Raw genomic sequence first — 23137 nt, 5'->3', positions numbered from 1 at the left:
ATGATGATCACTTCTGTACTGGTGGCGAACCGCGGCGAGATCGCCTGCCGTGTCTTCCGCACCTGCCGCGAGCTGGGCATCCGCACCATCGCCGTCCACTCCGACGCGGACGAGGGCGCCCTCCACGCGCGCGTGGCCGACGCGAGCGTACGACTTCCGGGGGAGGCGCCCGCCGACACCTATCTGCGCGGCGACCTGATCGTGAAGGCCGCCGTCGCGGCCGGCGCGGACGCCGTGCACCCCGGATACGGCTTCCTCTCCGAGAACGCCGACTTCGCCCGGGCCGTCCAGGACGCGGGCCTGCTCTGGATCGGCCCGCCCCCCGAGGCCATCGAGGCGATGGCGTCCAAGACCCGCGCCAAGCAGCTCATGGGCATCCAGCCCCTCACCCACGTCACCGAAGCCGACCTGCCCGTGCTCGTGAAGGCGGCGGCGGGCGGCGGCGGACGCGGCATGCGCGTCGTACGACGACTCGCTGACCTGGACGCCGAACTGGCCTCCGCACGCGCCGAAGCCGCCAGTGCCTTCGGCGACGGCGAGGTCTTCGTCGAGCCGTACGTGGAGAACGGCCGCCACGTCGAGGTCCAGATCCTCGCCGACACCCACGGCACGATCCTGCCGCTCGGCACCCGCGACTGCTCCCTCCAGCGCCGCCACCAGAAGGTCGTCGAGGAGGCCCCGGCACCCGGGCTCCCCGAGGAACTCCGGCAGGAGCTGAGCACTCTCGCCGTCCGGGCCGCCCGAGCCGTCGACTACGTGGGCGCCGGCACGGTCGAGTTCCTCGTCGCCGACGGCAGGGCGCACTTCCTGGAGATGAACACCCGCCTCCAGGTCGAACACCCCGTGACGGAGGCGGTGTCCGGCCTCGACCTGGTCGCGGAGCAGATCCGTGTCGCCGAAGGCCACCCCCTCGACCACGACCCTCCACGCGCGCGTGGCCACGCCGTCGAGGCCCGCCTGTACGCCGAGGACCCGTCCCGCGACTGGGCCCCGCAGACCGGCCGCCTGCACCGGCTGTCCGTACCGGAAGGCGTCCGCCTGGACACCGGCTACACCGACGGCGACGACATCGGCGTCCACTACGACCCCATGCTCGCCAAGGTCGTGGCCCATGCCCCCACGCGCGCGGAGGCCCTCCGCAAGCTCGCCTCCGCCCTGGAACGGACCGTGATCCACGGCCCCGTCACCAACCGCGACCTCCTCGTCAGCTCCCTGCGCCACCCCGAGTTCACCGCGGCCCGCATGGACACCGGCTTCTACGACCGCCACCTGCCGGAACTGACCGCCCCCACCACCGACCCGTACGCCCCCCTCGCCGCCGCTCTCGCCGACGCCCACACCGGCTCCCGCTCCCGCTTCGGCGGCTGGCGCAACGTCCCTTCACAGCCGCAGGTCAAGCGCTACGAGATGGCGGGCGAGGAACACGAGGTCCACTACCGGCACACCCGCACGGGCCTGGAGGCGGACGGGGTGAGCGTCGTGCACGCCGACGCCGGTCTGGTCATCCTCGAAGTGGACGGCGTACGGCGAAGGTTCGAGGTGGCCCGCTACGGCGACCAGCTCCACGTCAACACCACCGCCCTGACGGCCCTGCCCCGCTTCACCGACCCGGCCGCCCAGCACGCCCCGGGCTCCCTCCTGGCCCCCATGCCCGGCACGGTCGTCCGCGTAGCCGACGGCCTCACCGTAGGAACGCCCGTAAAGGCCGGCGCCCCCCTCCTCTGGCTGGAGGCGATGAAGATGCAGCACAAGATCACGGCCCCGGTCACAGGAACGCTGAGCGAACTGCACGCAGTACCAGGCCAACAGGTAGAGCCGGGCGCACTACTGGCGGTCGTGACGGAGACCCCTTAGGGGCGCGGGGAACTGCGCGACAAGCCACATACGGCCCGCACCCGAAAGGACTCCTCATGGACACCGAAGACCACAAGGCTCTACGAGAAGCCGTCTCCGCACTCGGCAAACGCCACGGCCGCGGATGCGACCCCGCACAACTCTGGTCGGAGGCAGGAAAACTCGGCTACCTGGGCGTCAACCTCCCCGAGGAGTACGGAGGCGGCGGCGGAGGCATATCCGAGCTCTCCCTCGTCCTCGAAGAACTCGGCGCCGCAGGCTGTCCCCTCCTGATGCTGGTGGTCTCACCAGCAATCTGCGGCACAGTGATCGCCCGCTTCGGCACAGACGCCCAGAAACAGACCTGGCTCCCCGCCCTGGCAGACGGCTCCCGCCTCATGGCCTTCGGCATCACCGAACCCGACGCCGGCTCCAACAGCCACCGCATCACCACCACCGCCCGCCGCGACCAGGACACCGGCGACTGGATCCTCACCGGCCGCAAGGTCTTCATCTCCGGCGTGGACATCGCGGACGCGACCCTCATCGTCGGCCGCACCGAGGACGCCCGCACCGGCAGTCTCAAGCCCTGCCTGTTCATCGTCCCGCGCGACACCCCCGGGTTCGGCCGCCGCCCCATCGACATGGAACTCAACGCCGCCGAGAAGCAGTTCGAGCTGACCCTCGACGATGTACGGCTGCCCGCCGACGCCCTCGTCGGCGACGAGGACGCGGGCCTGCTGCAACTCTTCGCCGGCCTCAACCCCGAGCGCATCATGACGGCCGCCTTCGCGATCGGCATGGGCCGCTACGCGCTCGCGCGAGCCGTCGACTACGCCCGCGACCGGCAGGTCTGGAAGACCCCCATCGGCGCCCACCAGGCCATCGCCCACCCCCTCGCCCAGGCGCACATCGAGCTCGAACTCGCCCGCCTGATGATGCGGAAGGCCGCCCGGCTGTACGACGCGGGCGACGACACGGGCGCCGGAGAGGCCGCCAACATGGCGAAGTACGCGGCCGGGGAGGCCTGCGTGAAGGCCGTGGACCAGGCCGTGCACACCCTCGGCGGCAACGGCCTCACCCGCGAGTACGGCCTGGCGCAGCTGATAACGGCCGCGCGCGTGGCTCGTATCGCACCGGTGAGCCGGGAGATGATTCTCAACTACGTCTCCCACCAGACTCTGGGCCTGCCCAAGTCGTACTGAGACGGCCGGCGACGGCCCGCGCGCGAGGAGGAACCATGTTCCGCAGCGAGTACGCAGACGTCCCGCTCGTCGACCTGCCCATCCACGAAGCGGTCCTGGCTCGGGCCGCGGAGTTCGGCGGCATCCCGGCGCTGATCGACGGCACCGACGGCACCACCCTCTCCTACGAGCAGGTGGACCGCTTCCACCGGCGCGTCGCCGCCGGGCTCGCCGAGGCCGGGGTGCGCAAGGGCGACGTCCTCGCCCTGCACAGCCCCAACACCATCGCCTTCCCGACCGCCTTCTACGCCGCCACGCGCGCGGGTGCCACCGTCACCACCGTCCACCCGCTCGCCACCGCCCAGGAGTTCGCCAAGCAGCTGACGGACTCGGCGGCCCGCTGGATCGTCACCGTCTCACCCCTGCTCGACATCGCGCGCAGGGCCGCCGAACTCGCGGGCGGCGTACGCGAGATCTTCGTGTGCGACAGCGCCTCCGGCCACCGGTCCCTGATCGACATGCTGGCCTCCGCCGCCCCCGAGCCGCGGATCGACATCGACCCCGCCGAGGACGTGGCGGCCCTCCCGTACTCCTCCGGGACCACCGGCACACCCAAGGGCGTGCTGCTCACCCACCGGCAGATCGCCACCAACCTCGCCCAGCTCGACGGGGCGATACCCGCGGGCCCCGGCGACCGCATCCTCGCCGTCCTGCCGTTCTTCCACATCTACGGCCTCACGGCCCTCATGAACGCGCCCCTCAGAAAGGGCGCCACCGTCGTCGTCCTGCCCCGCTTCGACCTGGCACAGTTCCTCGCGGCCATCCAGAACCACCGCATCACCGGCCTGTACGTCGCCCCGCCGATCGTCCTGGCCCTCGCCAAGCACCCGGCCGTCGCGCGGTACGACCTGTCGTCCCTGAAGTACATCCTCAGCGCCGCCGCACCCCTGGACGCGCGCCTCGCCGCCGCCTGCTCCGAGCGGCTCGGCCTGCCGCCCGTCGGCCAGGCCTACGGCATGACGGAACTGTCGCCCGGCACCCACGTCGTGCCCCTGGACGCGATGCGCGACGCACCGCCCGGAACCGTCGGCAAGCTCATCGCCGGCACCGAGATGCGCATCGTCTCCCTGGACGACCCCGGCAAGGACCTCCCCGCCGGCGAGTCCGGCGAGATTCTCATCCGCGGCCCCCAGGTCATGAAGGGCTACCTCGGCCGCCCCGACGCCACCGCCGCGATGATCGACCCCGACGGCTGGCTGCACACCGGAGACGTCGGCCACGTGGACGACGAGGGCTGGCTCTTCGTCGTCGACCGCGTCAAGGAACTCATCAAGTACAAGGGCTTCCAGGTGGCCCCCGCCGAACTGGAGGCCCTCCTCCTCACCCACCCGGGCATCGCCGACGCCGCCGTCATCGGCAGGTACAACGACGACGGCAACGAGGTCCCGCACGCGTACGTGGTCCGCCAGCCGTCCGCCACCGGCCTCTCGGAGGCGGAGGTCATGATGTTCGTCGCCGAACGCGTCGCCCCCTACAAGCGGATCCGGCACGTCACCTTCGTCGTCGGCGTCCCCCGCGCGGCCTCCGGCAAGATCCTCCGCCGACAGCTCAGGGAGAGCACATGAACCTCGTGACGCGCACCCGCGCGCGTGCGGTCGAGACCGTCACCTTCGACTCACCGCACAACCGCAACGCCCTGTCGGCGGCCCTGGTCGGCGAACTGGCCGACGCGCTCACGGACGCCGGCAAGGACACCGACGTCCGCGCGATCGTCCTCACCCACACCGGCAACACCTTCAGCGCCGGCGCCGACCTCAAGGACCCACCACCCCCGGACGCCCTGGTCGGCCTGCTGCGGCAGATCATCGAACTGCCCAAGCCGGTCGTCGCCCGTGTCACCGGCCACGTCCGCGCGGGCGGCCTCGGCCTGCTGGCCGCGTGCGACATCGCCGCCGCCTCCACCGACGCCACCTTCGCCTTCACGGAGGTCCGCATCGGCGTCGCCCCCGCGGTCATCTCCCTGCCGCTGCTCCCGCGCACGGACCCGCGCGCCCTGGCCCGCTACTACCTCACGGGCGAGCGTTTCGACGCGGCGGAGGCACAGCGCACGGGCCTGCTCACCACACACGCCGACGACGTCGACACAGCCCTCGCCCCCATCCTGGACGGCCTGCGCAAATCCGCCCCCGACGCCCTGACCGAGACGAAACGGCTGCTCACGGCTAGGGTGCTGGAAACCTTCGACCGGGACGCGGCCGACCTGACCGCGCTCTCGGCCCGGCTGTTCTCCTCCCCGCAGGCCCGCGAGGGAATGACGGCCTTCCTCGAACGACGGGATGCGGCATGGGTGGTGTGAGCACGGTCGACCGTGCGGAGAGAGTCCCCAAGCAGGACCGCAGCCGGGCCACCCGGCAGCGGCTCCTGGAAGCCGCCGTGGCCTGCCTTGCCGAACACGGCTGGGCCGGCTCCACCGTCTCCGTCGTCGCCGAACGCGCCGGTGTCTCCCGCGGCGCCGCCCAGCACCACTTCCCGACCCGCGAGGACCTCTTCACGGCGGCCGTCGAGTACGTCGCCGAGGAACGCTCGACGGCCCTGCGCGCCCTGTTCCCCGAGGGCGCGTCCGGAGACCGCCACGCGGTCGTCGCCGCCCTGGTCGACCTCTACACCGGCCCCCTCTTCCGCGCCGCCCTCCACCTCTGGGTCGCCGCCTCCGACGAGGACCAGCTCCGCCCCCGCGTCACCGAACTCGAATCCCGCGTAGGCCGCGAGACCCACCGCATAGCGGTCGACCTCCTCGCCGCCGACGAATCCGTCCCCGGCGTCCGCGAAACCGTCCAGGGCCTCCTCGACATGGCCCGAGGCCTCGGCCTCGCCAACCTCCTCACCGACGACGCGCCCCGCCGGGAGCGGGTGGTGGCGCAGTGGGCCGGGCTGCTGGAGGAGACGCTGGGCTGAGGGGGCCGTCAGCGGCGGGGGGCCGGTGTGGCCATCACGCGGGGCCGACAGCACCGCGCGACGGCCGTCAAGGACTCGGATCAGTGGGCGATGTCCCCGTAGCCCTCGATCTCGCGGGGGTCGCGGGTGCCCGGGCCGACGTAGCGGGCCGAGGGGCGGACCAGGCGGCCCGTGCGCTTCTGCTCGAGGATGTGGGCGGACCAGCCGGCCGTGCGGGCGCAGGTGAACATGGACGTGAACATGTGCGCCGGGACCTCGGCGAAGTCCAGGACGATGGCCGCCCAGAACTCGACGTTCGTCGCGAGGACACGGTCGGGGCGGCGGGCGTGGAGTTCCGCGAGGGCCGCCTTCTCCAGGGCCTCGGCGACCTCGAAGCGGGGGGCGCCCAGTTCGCGGGCGGTGCGGCGCAGGACCCGGGCGCGGGGGTCCTCGGCACGGTAGACGCGGTGACCGAAGCCCATGAGGCGTTCGCCCTTGTCGAGAGCGTTCCTCACATAGGCCTCGGCGTCGCCCGTGCGCTCGATCTCCTCGATCATGCCGAGGACCCGGGAGGGGGCGCCGCCGTGCAGCGGGCCGGACATGGCTCCCACCGCACCGGAGAGCGCCGCCGCCACGTCCGCGCCCGTGGACGCGATGACGCGGGCCGTGAACGTGGACGCGTTCATGCCGTGCTCGGCCGCGCTCGTCCAGTACGCGTCCACCGCCGCCACGTGCTTGGGGTCCGGCTCGCTGCGCCAGCGGATCATGAAGCGTTCGACGACGGACTGCGCCTTGTCGATCTCTCGCTGCGGGACCATGGGCAGGCCCTGCCCGCGAGCCGACTGGGCGACGTAGGAGAGGGCCATGACGGCGGCGCGGGCCAGGTCGGCGCGGGCCTGCTCCTCGTCGATGTCGAGGAGCGGCTTGAGGCCCCAGACCGGGGCCAGCATGGCCAGGGCCGACTGGACGTCGACGCGGATGTCACCCGAGTGGACCGGGATGGGGAACGGCTCGGCGGGCGGCAGGCCGGGGTTGAAGGCGCCGTCGACGAGCAGGCCCCAGACGTTGCCGAAGGAGACATGCCCCACGAGGTCCTCGATGTCGACGCCCCGGTACCGGAGTGCGCCGCCCTCCTTATCCGGTTCGGCGATCTCCGTCTCGAACGCGACTACTCCCTCGAGCCCGGGTACGAAGTCGGACATCAGGCGGCTCCTCGTGATGTAAGTGACAGATGGTGTCTGGTGGGGTGAGACGTGTGAACCATGTGTCAGTCAGCTTGCGCAGCGGGCGGCCGTCCGGTGGATCCACGGTCGTTGCGGCTACTCGCGGTCCCGGCCGGTCTCCCCTGTGATGCCCCGTGCGGCTGGCGGTCACCCAACCCGAACGGCATCAGAACGATATCCCCGAGTGCCACCGTTGGGGAGGGTTCGCGGCACTCAGTGCCATGCAGTGACGAAGGACACCGTCCATACGGCAAGATGACCGGGTGACCGACCCCGACGCCGTCCCCTTCGATCTGGCCTCGATGCGCAAGCAGTACCGGGCCGAGGGGCTCTCCGAGACCGAGCTGGCCGCCACCCCCGTCGAGCAGTTCGCGCGCTGGTTCAAGCAGGCCGCGACGGACGGCGGGCTGTTCGAGCCGAACGCCATGATCGTCTCGACGGCCGACGCCGAGGGGCGGACCAGCGCCCGTACCGTCCTGCTGAAGCACTTCGACGAGCAGGGCTTCGTCTTCTACACGAACTACGACTCCCGCAAGGCCCGCGACCTGGCGGAGAACCCGTACGTCTCGCTGCTGTTCCCCTGGCATCCGATGGCCCGGCAGGTCCTGGTGACCGGTGTCGCGCGGCGCACCGGCCGGGACGAGACGGCGGCGTACTTCCGGACCCGGCCGCACGGCTCGCAGCTGGGCGCGTGGGCCAGCGCCCAGTCCTCCGTGATCTCCACCCGTGCCGACCTCGACGGCGCGTACGCCGAGCTGGCCGCCCGCTATCCGGAGGGCGAGCAGGTGCCCGTACCGCCGAACTGGGGCGGCTTCCGGGTGGCCCCGCAGACGGTGGAGTTCTGGCAGGGCCGCGAGAACCGGCTGCACGACCGGTTGCGCTACGTCGAGCGGCCGGACGGGAGCTGGCGGGTGGAGCGGCTGAGCCCCTGAGGTCGGAGGCGGCTCGAACGCAGACGACCCGCGAGCCTGGTCCTCCGGAGGAGGGCCGGCCGGACGTACCGGCGGCTCGCGGGTCGGGTGACTGCTGGAGATTGGGCCGGCTGCGCGTTTCGCTCACGCGCTGGTCCGGCACCGCACTGTGTGTGGTGTCGGGCCGCTAGCCCGCAGCCACCTCACGCGTCCGGTTCTCATACATCTGCCGAACCACCTCCTCTCTCGTGTACCTGGAACCCTAAAAAACCGATCGGCCTCGGATCAACCGTTTTTCTGAGACCTTGACTCCGGGCCGAGCGGGAGGCGGGGTGTTCGTCAGCGGATGGAGTGGGGAATGCCCTCGTACAACGATTCCTTCAATGTTGTGGGAACACGGTGTGCGCTGGGTCACGTTCCAGTTGAATGATTGCAAGTAGCGAACCGACGTGCCGTACGTGCGGACGCAGCCTGCAGGGGGTCCAGGTGAGTGCTTCCCGGCGTAGTGGGACCACCGACGAGCTGGGGCCCGACGAGCCCGAGCGGGACAGTTCGGATGGTTCGGATCTGCTTGCCGCTTTGCTGGACGGGATGGACGCGGCGTTGTGTGCCTTCGACGCCGACGGTGTCGTGACGCACTGGAACCGCGAGGCCGAGCGGATTCTCGGGTGGAGCGCGGACGAGGCCGTGGGGCGGCGGGGCCTGGCCGGATGGGCCGTGCGCAGCGCGGACGCCGAGGAGGTCGAGAGCCGGCTGCTGTCCGCGATGCACGCCCCGGGCCGGCAGGTGCACGAGTTCGCGTTGCTGACGAAGGACGGCGGGCGGGTGCTCGTACGGACCCAGTCGGCGGCCGTGCGGGGTCCTGACGGGAAGCCGGCGGGTGTGTACTGCGCCTTCAGCGAGGTGCACACGCAGATCGATCTGGAGCGGTCGATCGCGTTGAGCGAGGCGCTGTTCGAGGACGCCAGCTGGGGCGTCGTGCTCGTGGATGTGGACCTGCGGCCGGCCGTGGTGAACGCGCACGCGGCCAAGGCGCTGGGCACGGGTCGTACGTCCGTGCTCGGCCGACCGCTCGGGGATCTGCTGTCGCAGGGCGTGGAGGAGCTGGAGAGCGCGCTGCAGCATGTGCTGGCGGAGGGTGCGCCGCCCGCGCCCGCCGAGGTGTGGGTGGGTGTGCGCATGCCGGAGGGGGAGCGGCGGCGGTGCTGGCGCAGCGGCTTCGTACGGCTGGCCTCGCCGCTCGCGGAGGAGCCGGTTCCGCTGGGCGTGGGGTGGCTGTTCCAGGATGTGACGGAGGCCAAGCAGAGCGAGCAGGAGGCGTCGCTGCTGCGGTTCCGTACGCAGCAGTTGCACCGGGCTTCGAGGGCCGCCGCCGAGTGCGAGGACCCGGCGGAGGCGGCGACGGTCCACCTGGACTTCGCCCTGGCCGGGTTCGCCGACCACGCGCTGATCGACCGGGTGGCGGGCGGGCCGCTCGTCGACGCGCAGACCGAGGGTCCGGTACGGCTGGTGCGGGTCGCCGCCACTCCCTCCGGCGCCCCGGGGCCGAGCAAGCTCTCGGGCCACGCGGGGCTGCCCGCGCGGTACGCGGAGGGGCATCCGGCCCTGCAGTGCGTGGAGCGGGTCGGCGCGCTGCGGGCGAGTGCGGGGTCCGCGTCGCCCGAGGATGCCCGGCTGTGGGCGCAGGCCCGGCAGTGGCCGCCGGACGCGGTGCACGCGCTGTGCGCGGTGCTGCGCAGCCGGGGGCGGACGCTGGGTGTGGTGACGTTCCTGCGGGGGGCCGGGCGCAGCGCGTTCGAGCGGTCCGACGCGATGTACGCGGAGGACGTGGCGGTGCGGATCGCGGCGTCCCTGGATCTCGCGGGGTTGTCCGACGAGGCGGTGTGAATCAGGCCGCGTGGTCTCGTGCCGGGACTGGATCCTGTCAGTGCCGGTAGAAGATCCGGTCCCGGTACCGCTCCATCACGCGGCTGTTCCAGTCGTGCCCGCCGTCGACGTTCCCTGAGCGCAGGAGCGGGGGCTCGAGGCCGCGGTCGGCGAGGGTGGCGGCCGTGGTGGCCATGACGGCCTGGAGGAGGGCCGAGGTGACGACCGTGGAGGCGGGGGCGAAGGGGGCCGGGACGTTGTCGAGGGTGATTTCGGCGTCGCCGACCGCGATCTTCGAGTCGAGGACGAGATCGCAGTGGTCCTTGAGGTACGTCCCCGAGGTGTGCCGGGACTTGGTCTCCGAGGCGTAGGCGACCGAGGTCACGCCGATGACCCGTACGCCCAGGGCGCGGGCGTTCATGGCCATTTCCACGGGGAGGGCGTTGCGCCCGGACAGGGAGATGATCAGGAGGGCGTCGCCGGCGCGGAGCGGGGAGCTGTCCAGGACGGCGCTCGCGAGGCCGTCGACGCGTTCCAGGGCGGAGCCGAGCGGCGCGGGCATGACGTCGACGCCGACGACGCCCGGCACGGCGAGCAGGTTCATGAGGGCGAGACCGCCGGCGCGGTAGACGAGGTCCTGCGCGGCGAGGGAGGAGTGCCCGGCGCCGAAGGCGAAGAGGCGGCCTCCGCTCTCCACGGTGTCGGCGAGGAGCGTGCCGGCGGCCGTGATGCTGTCGGCCTCCTCGTCGCGGACCCGTCGCAGCAGGTCGATCGCGGCGTCGAGGAACTGGCCGGCCGGCGCGCGGTCGCTCATACGGGGTCCCTTCAGGATGGCCTCGGTGGGCGCATGTCGCGCATACGGTGCGGTCTGGACCAGTGCGGTGTCAATACGGTCGTGGCGGCCGGGTCCAGGGTGCTCCGCGGGGCTCCGGGGCCCTCGAAGGAGTAGTCCGTACCCTTCCGCCGGGCCGCATAATCCCCTGCTTTTCCTCCCGCGGCACGGTTGTCGGTGGTATCCGGCAGAATTGGGTGCAGGGCCAGCGCACGCGCCGGTGAGCCGTCCAGCCTCCGGCAGAACTCACTCGAGGGGCACGTATGTCCGGACTGATCGACACCACGGAGATGTATCTCCGCACCATCCTCGAGCTGGAGGAAGAGGGCGTGGTCCCCATGCGCGCCCGTATCGCCGAGCGGCTGGACCAGAGCGGGCCGACCGTCAGCCAGACCGTGGCGCGGATGGAGCGCGACGGGCTGGTGTCCGTCGCCACCGACCGGCACCTGGAGCTCACCGACGAGGGCCGCCGTCTCGCCACGCGCGTGATGCGCAAGCACCGGCTCGCCGAGTGTCTGCTCGTCGACGTGATCGGCCTGGAGTGGGAGCAGGTCCACGCCGAGGCGTGTCGCTGGGAGCACGTGATGAGCGAGGCCGTGGAGCGCCGCGTGCTGGAGCTGCTGCGGCACCCGACGGAGTCGCCGTACGGCAATCCGATCCCGGGTCTGGAGGAGCTCGGCGAGAAGGACGGCGCCGACCCGTTCCTGGACGAGGGGATGGTGTCGCTGGCCACTCTGGACCCGGGCGCCGAGGGCAAGACGGTCGTGGTGCGCCGGATCGGCGAGCCGATCCAGACGGACGCGCAGCTGATGTACACGCTGCGACGGGCGGGCGTGCAGCCCGGCTCGGTGGTCAGCGTGACCGAGTCGGCGGGCGGTGTGCTGGTGGGCAGCGGCGGCGAGGCGGCCGAGCTGGAGTCGGAGGTCGCCTCCCACGTGTTCGTCGCCAAGCCCTGAGCCCGGCCGGGACGGCCGCGCCGGTGGCGTTGGCGTGATCCCGTCGTATCCAGGATTCAGTCCGTCGAATGGCAGCGCTCGTCCGCTTCCCGTGCGACGCTGTCGCGTGAGGCATATGACCTGAGGGCTCTTGGCCGTGGCTCGACAGCGATGTCGCCCGGCCGGGGAGGGGGCGGGAGGATGTGCCGTGGAGATGTAGAGGGCCCCGGCGCCTGGTGGCGCCGGGGCCTGTCCTCCCCTGTGTTGACCCGGAGCCCCGAGCTCTCAGGGTCATCCCCCTCGGACCGGTTTCCCCGAGCGGTCCGCCTCCCGCTGAAGATCTCCCCTCGGCAGCGGCGATCAATCCCTGCGGATGGTCACTCGAACGAGGGGTGTTGCCCGCGAGAACAGCATTCTCGAATGGGCATTCGATAGTGTGCGGGTGATGCACGGCACAGCAAGAAGGCGCAGCAGGCAGAACACGGTTCACAGGACCGAACGGCCGGAGGCGGCCACGGGTCCGCGCGAAGCTTGGGGGGTGCCAGGACATGGCGCGACGCATCGACGTGACCGGGACGGGCGGCGTACGCCTCGCGGCCTGGGAGTTCGGAGACCCGCCCAAGACCGATCCGGCGCACGACCCGCACGACCCGCGGCACAGGAACGACCCACACGACGCACAGCACCCGCACGACCCGCAGCGCACGCCCGGCGCGCGGACCGCGGCGAACGGCTCCCCCGGCGTGCTGTTACTGCACGGCCTGATGGGCCGCGCCTCGCACTGGGCGTCCACCGCCCGCTGGCTCTCCGGCCGGTACCGTGCCGTCGCTCTCGACCAGCGCGGCCACGGCCGCAGCGACAAGCCCCCGCAGGGGGCCTTCTCCCGTGACGCCTACGTCGACGACGTCGAGGCCGCTCTGGAGCAGCTCGGGCTCGACCCGGTCGTGCTCATCGGCCACGCCATGGGCGCGCTGACCGCCTGGCAGCTCGCCGCCAAGCGCCCGGACCTGGTCCGTGGGCTGATCATCTGCGATATGCGGGCCTCCGCGCTCGGCGCGGCGTCGCAGCGCGAGTGGGACCAGTGGTTCCGGTCCTGGCCGCTGCCCTTCGCCACGCTCGCCGACGTCCGCAAGTGGTTCGGCGAGGACGACCCCTGGGTGGAGCGGCCCAACCCAGCCCGCGGCGCGTTCTACGCCGAGGTGATGGCCGAGTCCCCGGACGGCTGGCGCCCCGTCTTCGAACCGGAACAGATGCTCCGCACCCGTGAGACCTGGGTGTACGACGCGCACTGGGAGGAACTGACCCAGGTCCGGTGCCCCGCCCTGGTCGTGCGCGGCCTCGACGGCGAGCTGGGCCGTGCCGAGGCCCAGGAGATGGTCCGCGTCCTGCCCCGCGGCCAGTACGCGGAGGTCGCCGACGCCGGCCACCTGGTGCACTACGACCAGCCGGAGGCCTGGCGCGCGGCGATCGAGCCGTTCCTGGACGCCCTCAGCACGAACTGAGGCGCACACGGAGACGGACACGTCACCCCTTGCTGACCGCCCCCAGGATCTCCGGCAGCCGCCGGGCCGTCTGCGGAGCGGCCAGCCGCAGCCCCATCACCGTGATCGCGGCCCCGTAGAGCGTGCCCACCGGCAGCAGCAGCCACGACCAGTCATCGCCCTCGGCGCTCACGTTCAGCCAGATCGTGAGCGCGATGACGGGCGCGCACAGCACGGCGGCGGCGATCATCCCGCCGAAGATGGAGATCCAGGCGAGCCCCGTCTGCCCGGGGGCGACGTTCTTGTAGCCCTCCTGCGGGATGGAGTAGGGGAAGCGGACGGACGTCCACGCCCCGGTCGCGAGCATCGCGCCGAGCAGCGCGAAGGACAGCCCCAGCGCCTCGGGCAGCCGCCGCCAGTCGCCGAGCATCGCGGTCGTCACCACGGTGACGAGCGTGGCGTACGGCAGGGTGATCAGCAGCAGGGCCAGGGCGCGGGCGCGCAGCTCGACGTAGGCGTCCCGGCGTGAGGAGATCGTCATGGCGACCATCCAGAACGCGGAGGTGTCCTGCCCGAACTGGTTGTACATCTGGATGCCGAGCATCCCGGCGGCGAAGCACGCGATGTACACGGACCCGGTGCCCTGCCAGGCGTTGAACACCGGCACGATCAGCCCGATGGCCAGCGATGTCACCCAGGCGGCCTTGGTCTTGGGGTCGCGCCACACATACCGCAGGCTGCGCTCCATGGCCGTGCCCGTGCGCCCGGAGGGCAGCAGCCGCCCGAGCCCGGTCGAGGACCGTTGGCGGGCGGCCGTCTCGGCGGTGGGCAGGGTGGACCCGTCGGGCGAGGTCATCAGCCGGGTCAGATGCCGGGACCACACCGCGAGCAGCGCCACCAGCGCACCGGCGGTCAGCGCCAGTTGGACGGCGGCCAGGCCGTACGACCCCTCGCCCACCGCGTGCACGGCGCCGATCGCCGACGCCGGCGGCACCCACTGGAGCACGTTCGCGACCGGGTCCAGCTCGCCCAGCCCCGCCGAACCGAGCCGCTGCGCGCCGAAGTTGACGACTTGCGCCCCGACGGCGATGACGAGCCCGCTCAGCACCGCGAGGTCGCGGCCCTTGCGGCTGGTCAGCAGCCGTACGTTGGCGGCGGCGACGGCCCGCGCGAAGGCCACGCACACCAGCAGCGCCAGGGCGACCGCGACGACCCCCACCGCGAACGCCGCCCCGCCCCGGGCGACAGCGACCACGGAGCCCACCAGCAGGCACAGCGTGAACAGCGGCCCGATGCCGACCAGCGACGCCGTGAGCAGGGCCCGCACCAGCGGCCGGGGCCGCAGCGGCAGCATCACCAGCCGCGTCGGATCCAGCGTCTCGTCACCACCGGGGAAGAACAGCGGCATCACCGCCCAGCCCAGCCCCAGGACCGCGACGGCCAGCACGGCCAGCGACTCGACGTGCGCGTGCCCGCGCAGCGCGATCAGACCGAGCAGTTGCAGCGCGGCGAAGAGCAGGGCGAGGACGGCCGACGCGATGTAGGCGGCCTTGCGCCCGCCGGACTGCCGCAGCCCGTTGCGCAGCAGCGACAGCTTCAGCCGTACGACGACGGGGGTGAGGGCGGGGGCACTCACCGGGCCCCGCCGCCCAGCCAGTCGAGGTCGGACCCGGCGTCCCGGCCCTGCGCCCCGACGAGTTGGAGGAACGCCTGCTGCAGCGAGGGCGCGTCACCGCGCACCTCGGCGAGGGTCCCGGTGGCCCGGATCCGCCCGGCGGCCATGACGGCCACCCAGTCGCACAGCGACTCGACGAGCTCCATGACGTGGGAAGAGAACACGACCGTGGCGCCCGAGGCGGTGTACCGCTCCAGCACGCCCCGGATGGTCTGGGCGGAGACGGGGTCGACGCCCTCGAACGGCTCGTCCAGGAACAGCACTTCGGGATTGTGGAGGAGGGCGGTGGCGAGCCCGATCTTCTTGCGCATGCCGGTCGAGTAGTCGACGACGAGCTTGTGCTGGCTGCCGGCCAGATCGAGTACGTCGAGGAGCTGTGCGGCCCGCTTGTCGACCTCGGCACCGGGCAGCCCGCGCAACCGCCCGCTGTACGCCAGGAGTTCCCGCCCCGACAGCCGCTCGAACAGCCGCAGCCCCTCCGGCAGCACCCCGATCCGGGCCTTCACCTCGACGGGGTCCCGCCACACGTCGTGCCCGACCACCTCGACGGTCCCCTGATCGGGCCTGAGCAGCCCGGTCACCATCGACAAGGTGGTGGTCTTCCCGGCTCCGTTCGGCCCGACGAGCCCGATGAACTTGCCCGCGGGCAACTCGAGATCGACCCCGGCAACAGCGACCTGCTGCCCGAACCGCTTCCAGAGCCCTCGCACCCGTACAGCGCTGGATCCCACCGCATCTCCCTCCGTCACGTAGAACCCTACGGTGGAGGAACGTCCTTCTTTAGGGGCGCGGGGAACTGCGCGATCAACCACGGACAGCCCGCAGCCGCCGCACAACGGCAACCGGGCAGACGAATGGGCGCCTATCGATCCCTGCCGCACGCATACGCAAGCGGCGAGATCAACTCCTCCGCATCCGGCAGCCACCGATTCGCAGGCGTAGGCCGGCAGGCCCACTGCACAGCCCCCCGGGACCCGAACCGCGTCGGCGGCGCCGCCACATACGCCCCTTCCCCCAGCACGGTCAGATCCAGCGAGGCCAACGACCACCCCAGCTTGCGCACCAGGTCCGGGATCTTCACCGCCGCCCCCGGCAGCACGAAGAACTCCATCCGCCGATCCGGCGTGAGCGTCACCGGCCCCAGCGTCAGCTCCATCCGCTCCATCCGGGCCAGGGCCAGAAAGCCCGCCGTCTCCGGCACGGAGATCGCGTCGAACGTCCGACCCGTCGGCAGCAGGATCGACGCCGTCGGCTGCTTCTGCCACATCCGTCGCGCGACGGTCGCACTGCCCGTCGCCTGCGTCGCCCAGTCCGGGCGCGCCGGGTGCGATCCGGGTGCCGGACACGCGGCGTCACCGCAGGAGCACAGCTGACGTCCGTCGACGGCTTCCAGCCAGGTACCGGGGAACACGTCCCAGTGGCGCTCCTCGGCGTAGCGGACAGCGGTCTCCAGCAGCGATTCCCCGCGCTGCTTCGGGATCTGAGCGGCTTCGGTGCCGGCGATCGTCTCTTCCACGATGAACACAACTCTGGTCGTCACCAGGGGTTACGCCCGCCGCCGTGCGCGGGGAGGAGCACCGCCCCTGTCCTCGGGGCGCATGGGTGCATGTGCGGGGGCGCGCAGGAGGATCGGTGGCCGGAGCTGGGTAGCCACGAGTGGGGCCGGCAACAGCCGTTACCCCGGCATTCCTCACATGCCTCGCATTTTCGCCTGGTCGGCGGGGCATTGATCTTCACGGCCGGATCTTTTCGCTGGGACGTGAGGGGTTCGGCCGCGGAAGACACGTCAACTCGGTGCGTGGGCAGGCACCGCAGCCACAGGGGGTACGCCATGGCCGCAAGGCCGCTCGTCGCTCGGCAGCCGAACGAACGGCTCCAGGCGCTCATCCAGGAAGCCGGATGCTCCAACGCCGGCCTCGCCCGCCGGGTCAACATGTGCGGTGCCGAGCACGGCCTCGACCTGCGCTACGACAAGACGTCGGTGGCGCGCTGGCTGCGCGGGCAGCAGCCGCGGGGCCGGGCCCCGGCGATCATCGCCGAGGCCCTGGGCCGCAAACTCGGCCGTACGGTCACGATCGACGAGATCGGCATGGCCAACGGCAAGAACCTCGCCTCGGGCGTGGGTCTCCAATTCTCGCCGACGGTACTGGGGGCCATCGAGCAGGTCTGCGAGCTGTGGCGCAGTGACGTGGGGCGGCGGGACTTCCTGTCCGGCTCCTCCGTCGCCGCGTCCGCGCTGGTCGAGCCCAGCCGTGACTGGCTGATCTCCGCACCCGACGGCCAGGTGTCGCGCTCGGCCGGACCGCGTGTGGGGCAGTCCGACGTGCAGGCGGTCCTCGCCATGACGCAGGCGCTGGTGGATCTCGACCACCAGTACGGCAGCGGGCATGTGCGCCCGGTCGTCGTGCACTACCTCAACAGCGTGGTCTCGGGGCTGCTGGCCGGGTCGTACCGGGAGGCGGTGGGGCGGGACCTGTTCGCCGCGGTGGCCCGGCTGACGGAGCTCGCCGGATACATGGCCGTGGACACCGGGCAGCCCGGTCTGGCGCAGCGCTACTACATCCAGGCGCTGCGGCTGGCCCAGGCGGCCGGTGACCGGGGCTACGGCGGGTATGTGCTCGCCGCCTCCATGAGCCATCTCGCCGCGCAGCTCGGGAACCCGCGGGAGATCGCGCAGTTGGCGAGGGCGGCGCAGGAGGGGGCGCGGGGGCGCGTGTCACCGCGTGCGGAGTCGATGTTCTACGCGGCGGAGGCGCGCGGGCACGCCTTGATGGGCGACGTGCGCGCCACCCAGTCGGCGGCCGGGCGCGCGGTGAGCGCCCTGGAGGCGGCCGACCCGGCCGCCGGGGACGACCCGGTGTGGATCGCGCACTTCGACGAGGCCTATCTCGCCGACGAGTTGGCCCACTGTCACCGGGACCTGGGGCAGGCCGACGCGGCGGCGCGATGCGCGCAGGAGTCGCTGGCCGGGCATCCCGAGACGCGGGCGCGCCGCCGGGCCATCGGTTATGTGCTGTTGGCCACGGCGCAGGTGCAGCAGCGCGAGGTCGAAGAGGCGTGCAACACGGGCATGAAGGCCGTGGAACTGCTGGAGGGGCTGCGGTCCAACCGGGGCGCCGAATATCTGGAGGACTTCCAGCAGCGGCTGGAGCCGTACCGGGACGAGGCGGTGGTCAGGGAGTTCGGGGCGCGGCTGGACCTGCAGGCCGCGGCGTGAACACAGGGTCTGCGGATGCGTGAACGTGTGGGAAACGGCCGCCGCGCGCGCAGGAGGTGACATGAACAGCGCGTCGTGACCCGGTTGTGTTACCGCGCTCACAGGGCTTGAGGTCAGGCCCTGTGCTGCGTGGCACGGGGCTCTGGGGACCCGGTAGCGTGACCCGACGATTCACAAGGTCCCCCATAAGTAGGAGTCCCGGTGACGCAGAGTGGACAGGGCGAGGAGCCCTCGGCGCGCCAAGCGCGCGAAGGCATCGTGCTGCCCTCCGACGGTGGCGAACCCCTGCTGCCGGGGATGACGGGCGGACCCGGTGACACCCCGGCCGGCCGCCGGCCCGGCCCGGCCCCGACCGGCCAGGCCCCGGCCTCCGCTCCCGCCGGGGGCCAGACCTGGGGCCAGCCGTGGGGCCCCGACCAGCAGACCCCGCCCCCGCCGCAGGACAACAGCTGGCAGTCCCCGCAGCCTCAGCAGTCCCAGCAGTGGGCCACCCCGGAGCCTCCGGCGTGGGACGCCCAGCACCCCGCCCCGGGCGCGCTCCCCCAGGAGGGCACCCAGCCCCCCAACCCGTACGCCGGCTACGGCACTCAGCCCGACGCCTCCCAACTGCCCCCGGCCCCGGGCTCGTACGGCACCCCGCTGCCGCAGACCACGGACGGGTACGGATCTCCTGCCGCGGGCGGTCTGCCCCCGGCCTCCGACGCGTACGGATCCGCTGCCGCGGGTGGGTACGGCTCCCCGGCCGGGGGAGGCCAGCTGCCGCCGGCGGGTGCCGGTGGACACGAGGCCGGGCCCGCCGGCGCCCCTCTGCCGCCGAGCACGGACGCGTACGGGTCTCCCGCCGGGGGCGGTCTGCCCCCGGCCTCCGACGCGTACGGGTCTCCCGCGCCGGGCTCCGGCGCGTACGGGGCCGCTCCAGGGGTGTACGGCGCTCCCGCCGGGGGCGCCCCGCTGCCGCCCGCGACGGACGGGTACGGGTCTCTCTCCTCGTCCACGGGCGCCGGAGGCGCACCGCTGCCCGCGCCCGCCGACGAGGGGGCGACCCAGTACCTGCCGCCCGTCGCCGCGGCCGCCGACGAGGGGGCGACGCAGTACATACCCCCGGTGGGCCCGGGTGCGCTGCCGCCCGAGACGCCCACCGGTCACGACCCCGAAGCGACCACGTTCCTGGGGACCGCGCCCCGGGCCGGAGCCGGGCCGTTGCCGCCCGCCTCGAATCCGGACGCCGAGGCGACGCAGTACATCGCGCCGGTGCCCGGCGGGGACAAGCAGCCGCCCGCCGAGTTCGACAACCTCTTCCGCAGCGACCACGGCGCCGAGAGCCCGGCAGCGGCCACGCAGCAGATGCCCCGCTTCGAGCAGCCGCAGCCCCAGCCGCACTCCTCGCACGGCGCCCCCCAGCCCTCCTACGCCCCGCCCGGCCACTCCGGCGGCGGGCGGTCCGGCCGCGGCGGCCGTACCGGCTCGCGGGTGCCGGTCATCGCGGCCGTCGGCATCGGCATCGCCGTCCTCGGCGTGGGCGCCGGCGCGCTGCTCGCCGCCGGCGGAGGCGGTGACGACGACGGCAGCGACAACAACAAGACCGTGGCCGCCTCGGCGCCCGCGACGGACGACTCCGCCTCACCCTCCGCCGACCCGGCCCGCGCGCAGGCGGTCGAGCTGGACAAGCTGCTCGCCGACAGCGGCGACAGCCGCAGCACCGTGATCAACGCGGTGGCCGACGTCAAGGGCTGCGACAACCTGCCCCAGGCGGCCAAGAACCTGCGCGACGCGGCCAAGCAGCGCACCGGGCTGGTCACCCGGCTCTCCGGCATCACGGTCGACCAGCTGCCCGACCACGCCGCGCTGACCACCGCCCTCACCAAGGCGTGGCAGGCCTCGGCGTCGGCCGACAACCACTACGCCGCCTGGGCCGACCAGACCGCCGGCAAGAAGGGCTGCAAGAAGGGCCAGGCCCGTGCCACCGGCCAGACCCAGGCCGGCAACCGCGCCAGCGGCGTCGCGAGCACCGAGAAGACCAAGGCGGCCGGGCTGTGGAACGCGATAGCGAAGACGTACGGCCTGACCGAGCGTCAGCCGACGCAGCTGTGACGTGATCTGATCCGGACGTGAACCACTGAGCGGGGGCTCAGTAGTTCACGTCGGCGTCCTGCAGCGTCCTCGTCGTGTCGACGAAGCCCTTCCGTGCCGACACCAGCCGCCCTTCCCGCACCACCTGAAGGGTCACGTTCGCATTCACCAGGCGCGGGAAGCCGACGGCGGCGAGCTTGTCCTGGAACCGCCACCGCAGCGTCGGCGTGAGCCCGCCCGTGCTGACCCTGAGGCCGTCGTCGAGGGCCTCCGTCACCGTGTCGGCGCTCACCTCGCCGCCGCCGAGCGACTCGACGACCTTCTTGAACACGGTGTAGGCGATCCATGTGGTCTGCACTCCGGCGTCCGCGGCGTCGATGCGGTTGTCGCCGAAGGCCTCCTCCTTGATCACCTGCTTCATCCCGTCCCAGCGGGCATCGCTCGCCACGGGGTACCAGCCGGTGATGTACGAGCCCTCGTACGGCCCCGAGGCCCCGCCGGTCGCGTCGATCACCGTCTGGTCGACGCTGCCGAGCACGGTGGCCGTCCGTACGTCGGGATAGTCCTCGCGGGCCCGCCGGAAGGAGTCCATGAAGGTGCCGTTGCGGTCCCCGAGCGCGGGCACCACACATCCCTCGTCCCCGGGGGCGGCGGTCGTCGTCTCCAGCGCCCGCTCGGCCTGGCCGTCGTACTCGGTGGCGTCCTCCGCCGCCCGCTGGTCCCGCGCCGCCGTGTGCCCGCCCGCCTTCAGGCCGGAGTCGAGCAGCGGAGGCAGCTGGTCGCCCGCGATGGTGTCGGGCCGCACCAGGGCGACCGGACCGCAGCCGGCCAGGGACCTGCCGAGACCGGCGAGCAGCGCGGGCTGGCCGCCGTTGACGGGGTAGGACAGGGGGCTGGTGAACTCGGCGTTGGTGATGCCGTAGCCGCCTATGTACGGGATGCCCGCGCCCTCCAGGGACGGGAAGAAGGAGTCGGCGTACTGGCTGTAGGATCCTACGACCGCGACGGCGTTCTCCTTGGCGGCCCGCCGGGCGCACTTGGCGGCGGCCACGCTGTCGTTGTGGTCGTTGCAGGTCAGCACGTTGAGCTTGCGGCCGTTGATCCCACCCTTGGCGTTGATCCAGCGGGCGTATGCGTGGGCGAAGGCGGGCATGCCGGGCTTGTTGGTGGCCTTGGTGTCCTGTGGCGCCCAGGTCATGACGGTGATCGGATCGTCCCCGGCATCCCCCGTGGTGCCCGGGACGACCCCGCAGCCGGCGAGGAGCGACGCGCACGCGGCCGCCGTGCCCGCGGAGAGGACGCATTTTCTGGCGTGACGGGTGAGGTGGCCGGGGAGGAATGTGCTGCGGGTGCGTCGCCTGCCGGTCATGGTTCCGCACGATTCCGCCACATGACCAACCCGAGAGTGATCGCGGCTCAACAATGGGTGACGCGCAGGTGAATTACGGGGGTCGGTGTGACCGATGTGGAGGGGAACGTACGATCGATGACCGTGCAAGCTTCGGAGAACTCTTCCCGTCGTGGCCGTCGCTCATCCACCATGGGCGGCATGCCTGTCAACGACATGCCGTGGTGGCGCTGGCGCAGCAACGTGCGCTCGGCGCTGCACATGCTCTCCGATCCCGGGTTCCAGCGGGACGTCTGGCTGGCCGGCGTGGACGGCTACGGCGACGTGACCGACGCGGTGTACCGGCTGGTCGAGGACACCTGGCTGGATCACTGGTCCGCCGAGAAGTACGTGGGCACGATCTTCCGCGACTCGCAGGAGGCGGCCCTGGTCGACAGCGCCGTGCTGCGGGTGCTGCGGATCATGCACCAGGTCGGGCCGGACGCGCCGGTCGCCGCGTATCTCGAGCACCAGGCGTGGCCGGAGGCGATCCAGGCGGCCCGGGACGCGCATGTGCGGCTCGCCGTGAGCGACGGCGAGGAGCCGGACACGCCGCCGCGCAGCCTGGAGGTACTGCGGATCATGACCAGGTCCGCCTAGCGGGACGATTGCGGGCGGTGCGGTCGCCTGTGGGAACCTGTCCTGCATGAACGAGCAGTCCACCACCGCCGAGACCCCGCCCGACCAGTACGTCCTCACCCTTTCCTGCCCGGACAGGAAGGGCATCGTGCACGCCGTGTCGAGCTATCTGTTCATGACCGGCTGCAACATCGAGGACAGCCAGCAGTTCGGCGACCACGACACGGGACTGTTCTTCATGCGCGTCCACTTCTCGGCGGACGCCCCGGTGTCCGTGGAGAAGCTGCGGGCCAGCTTCGCGGCGATCGGTGACTCCTTCCAGATGGAGTGGCAGATCAACCGGGCCGACCGGAAGATGCGCATCCTGCTGATGGTCAGCAAGTTCGGGCACTGCCTGAACGACCTGCTGTTCCGGGCGCGGACCGGTGCGCTGCCGGTGGAGATCGCCGGGGTGGTGTCCAACCACACGGACTTCGCCGAGCTGGTGGGCTCGTACAACATCCCCTTCCACCACATTCCGGTGACGAAGGACACGAAGTCCGAGGCGGAGGGGCGGCTGCTCGACCTCGTGCGTGAGGAGGGTGTCGAGCTGGTCGTGCTCGCCCGGTACATGCAGGTGCTGTCGGACGATCTGTGCAAGGCGCTTTCCGGGCGGATCATCAATATCCACCACTCGTTCCTGCCGAGCTTCAAGGGGGCGAAGCCGTATCACCAGGCTCATGCCCGGGGCGTGAAGCTGATCGGGGCGACTGCTCATTACGTGACGGCCGATCTTGATGAGGGGCCGATCATCGAGCAGGAGGTCGAGCGGGTGGGGCATGACGTGACGCCTGAGGGGCTTGTCGCCATTGGGCGTGACGTGGAGTGTCAGGCGTTGGCCCGGGCGGTCAAGTGGCATGCCGAGCGGCGGATTCTGCCCAATGGGCGGCGGACGGTGATTTTCGCCTAGGAGCTCGGGGCGTCCCGTCTTGTGGGCGGCCGCGGGTGCGTGGGGGTTGTTCGCGCAGTTC

The 23137-nt window shown here is 72.0% G+C and carries 19 protein-coding genes; 13 read left to right on the top strand and 6 right to left on the bottom strand.

The genetic code is table 11. The annotated features are described in order from the left end of the window. Positions 1-3: 3 nt before the first annotated feature. From OHU35_RS18780 to OHU35_RS18760, 5 genes are read left to right on the top strand one after another with little or no spacing between them, the layout of a single operon-like run. Positions 4-1854 carry a biotin carboxylase N-terminal domain-containing protein gene (locus OHU35_RS18780; RefSeq protein WP_405509271.1) on the top strand — a complete coding sequence of 617 codons (1851 nt, stop codon included), beginning with the start codon at positions 4-6 and terminating at the stop codon, positions 1852-1854. 56 nt (positions 1855-1910) lie between these two features. After that, the gene (locus tag OHU35_RS18775) at positions 1911-3038 is read left to right on the top strand and encodes an acyl-CoA dehydrogenase family protein (protein ID WP_405506068.1); all 1128 of its coding nucleotides are present in this window, start codon (positions 1911-1913) and stop codon (positions 3036-3038) included. Between the two features lie 35 nt (positions 3039-3073). Beyond that, positions 3074-4642: a 4-coumarate--CoA ligase family protein gene (locus tag OHU35_RS18770; protein ID WP_359893429.1), complete on the top strand. Its 1569-nt coding sequence runs from the start codon at positions 3074-3076 to the stop codon at positions 4640-4642. Continuing rightward, entirely contained in the window at positions 4639-5373 is a 735-nt protein-coding gene (locus OHU35_RS18765; protein ID WP_405506066.1) for an enoyl-CoA hydratase family protein, read from the top strand. The genes OHU35_RS18770 and OHU35_RS18765 overlap by 4 nt, the downstream gene beginning before the upstream one ends. After that, positions 5361-5972, top strand: coding sequence for a TetR/AcrR family transcriptional regulator (locus OHU35_RS18760; protein WP_405506065.1), 612 nt, complete (start codon positions 5361-5363; stop codon positions 5970-5972). The genes OHU35_RS18765 and OHU35_RS18760 overlap by 13 nt, the downstream gene beginning before the upstream one ends. Positions 5973-6052: 80 nt before the next feature. On the opposite strand, the gene OHU35_RS18755 is transcribed toward OHU35_RS18760, so the two are convergent. Then, a complete protein-coding gene (locus OHU35_RS18755) occupies positions 6053-7153 on the bottom strand; it encodes a citrate synthase 2 (RefSeq protein ID WP_405506063.1) in 1101 nt (366 codons plus the stop codon). A gap of 284 nt (positions 7154-7437) precedes the next feature. On the opposite strand from OHU35_RS18755, the gene pdxH reads away from it, so the two are divergent. Together pdxH and OHU35_RS18745 are read left to right on the top strand one after the other, a co-directional pair. Further along, on the top strand, positions 7438-8106 hold the full coding sequence (gene pdxH / locus OHU35_RS18750; RefSeq protein ID WP_405506062.1) for a pyridoxamine 5'-phosphate oxidase: 669 nt from the start codon (positions 7438-7440) through the stop codon (positions 8104-8106). A gap of 405 nt (positions 8107-8511) precedes the next feature. Next, positions 8512-9972, top strand: coding sequence for a PAS domain-containing protein (locus OHU35_RS18745; RefSeq protein WP_405506061.1), 1461 nt, complete (start codon positions 8512-8514; stop codon positions 9970-9972). Positions 9973-10009: 37 nt separating this feature from the next. Here the strand turns inward: OHU35_RS18745 and OHU35_RS18740 are convergent, their stop codons facing one another. Then, complete coding sequence (locus tag OHU35_RS18740) at positions 10010-10765, bottom strand: SIS domain-containing protein (protein ID WP_359893433.1); 756 nt, start codon at positions 10763-10765, stop codon at positions 10010-10012. Positions 10766-11046: 281 nt separating this feature from the next. Between OHU35_RS18740 and OHU35_RS18735 the strand changes: the two genes are divergently transcribed. Continuing rightward, the gene (locus tag OHU35_RS18735; protein WP_189727012.1) at positions 11047-11739 is read left to right on the top strand and encodes a metal-dependent transcriptional regulator; all 693 of its coding nucleotides are present in this window, start codon (positions 11047-11049) and stop codon (positions 11737-11739) included. A gap of 527 nt (positions 11740-12266) precedes the next feature. Beyond that, the gene (locus OHU35_RS18730; RefSeq protein WP_359893435.1) at positions 12267-13220 is read left to right on the top strand and encodes an alpha/beta hydrolase; all 954 of its coding nucleotides are present in this window, start codon (positions 12267-12269) and stop codon (positions 13218-13220) included. Positions 13221-13242: 22 nt separating this feature from the next. On the opposite strand, the gene OHU35_RS18725 is transcribed toward OHU35_RS18730, so the two are convergent. The 3 genes from OHU35_RS18725 to OHU35_RS18715 form a co-directional block, all read right to left on the bottom strand. Continuing rightward, entirely contained in the window at positions 13243-14835 is a 1593-nt protein-coding gene (locus tag OHU35_RS18725) for a transporter (protein ID WP_405506059.1), read from the bottom strand. Then, positions 14832-15623, bottom strand: coding sequence for an ABC transporter ATP-binding protein (locus OHU35_RS18720; protein ID WP_189727009.1), 792 nt, complete (start codon positions 15621-15623; stop codon positions 14832-14834). Before OHU35_RS18720 ends, OHU35_RS18725 begins: the two co-directional genes overlap by 4 nt. Positions 15624-15736: 113 nt before the next feature. Beyond that, positions 15737-16399: a bifunctional DNA primase/polymerase gene (locus OHU35_RS18715; RefSeq protein ID WP_189727008.1), complete on the bottom strand. Its 663-nt coding sequence runs from the start codon at positions 16397-16399 to the stop codon at positions 15737-15739. Positions 16400-16705: 306 nt separating this feature from the next. Here OHU35_RS18715 and OHU35_RS18710 point away from each other — a divergent pair, with 306 nt between their 5' ends. Further along, on the top strand, positions 16706-18091 hold the full coding sequence (locus OHU35_RS18710) for a transcriptional regulator (protein ID WP_189727007.1): 1386 nt from the start codon (positions 16706-16708) through the stop codon (positions 18089-18091). Between the two features lie 201 nt (positions 18092-18292). Further along, entirely contained in the window at positions 18293-20182 is a 1890-nt protein-coding gene (locus tag OHU35_RS18705) for a hypothetical protein (RefSeq protein WP_405506057.1), read from the top strand. A 37-nt stretch (positions 20183-20219) separates the two neighbouring features. Here OHU35_RS18705 and OHU35_RS18700 read toward each other — a convergent pair whose 3' ends face one another. Further along, entirely contained in the window at positions 20220-21530 is a 1311-nt protein-coding gene (locus OHU35_RS18700; protein WP_189727005.1) for an ABC transporter substrate-binding protein, read from the bottom strand. A gap of 117 nt (positions 21531-21647) precedes the next feature. On the opposite strand from OHU35_RS18700, the gene OHU35_RS18695 reads away from it, so the two are divergent. Together OHU35_RS18695 and purU are read left to right on the top strand one after the other, a co-directional pair. Next, positions 21648-22148, top strand: coding sequence for an SCO4402 family protein (locus tag OHU35_RS18695; protein ID WP_189727004.1), 501 nt, complete (start codon positions 21648-21650; stop codon positions 22146-22148). 46 nt (positions 22149-22194) lie between these two features. Next, a complete protein-coding gene (gene purU, locus OHU35_RS18690) occupies positions 22195-23076 on the top strand; it encodes a formyltetrahydrofolate deformylase (protein WP_189727003.1) in 882 nt (293 codons plus the stop codon). The last annotated feature ends 61 nt before the right edge of the window (positions 23077-23137 follow it).

The sequence above is a fragment of the Streptomyces purpurascens genome (assembly GCF_045040895.1).
Taxonomy (GTDB): Bacteria; Actinomycetota; Actinomycetes; order Streptomycetales; family Streptomycetaceae; genus Streptomyces; species Streptomyces purpurascens.
This window is presented reverse-complemented; position numbering and strand designations above follow the sequence as displayed.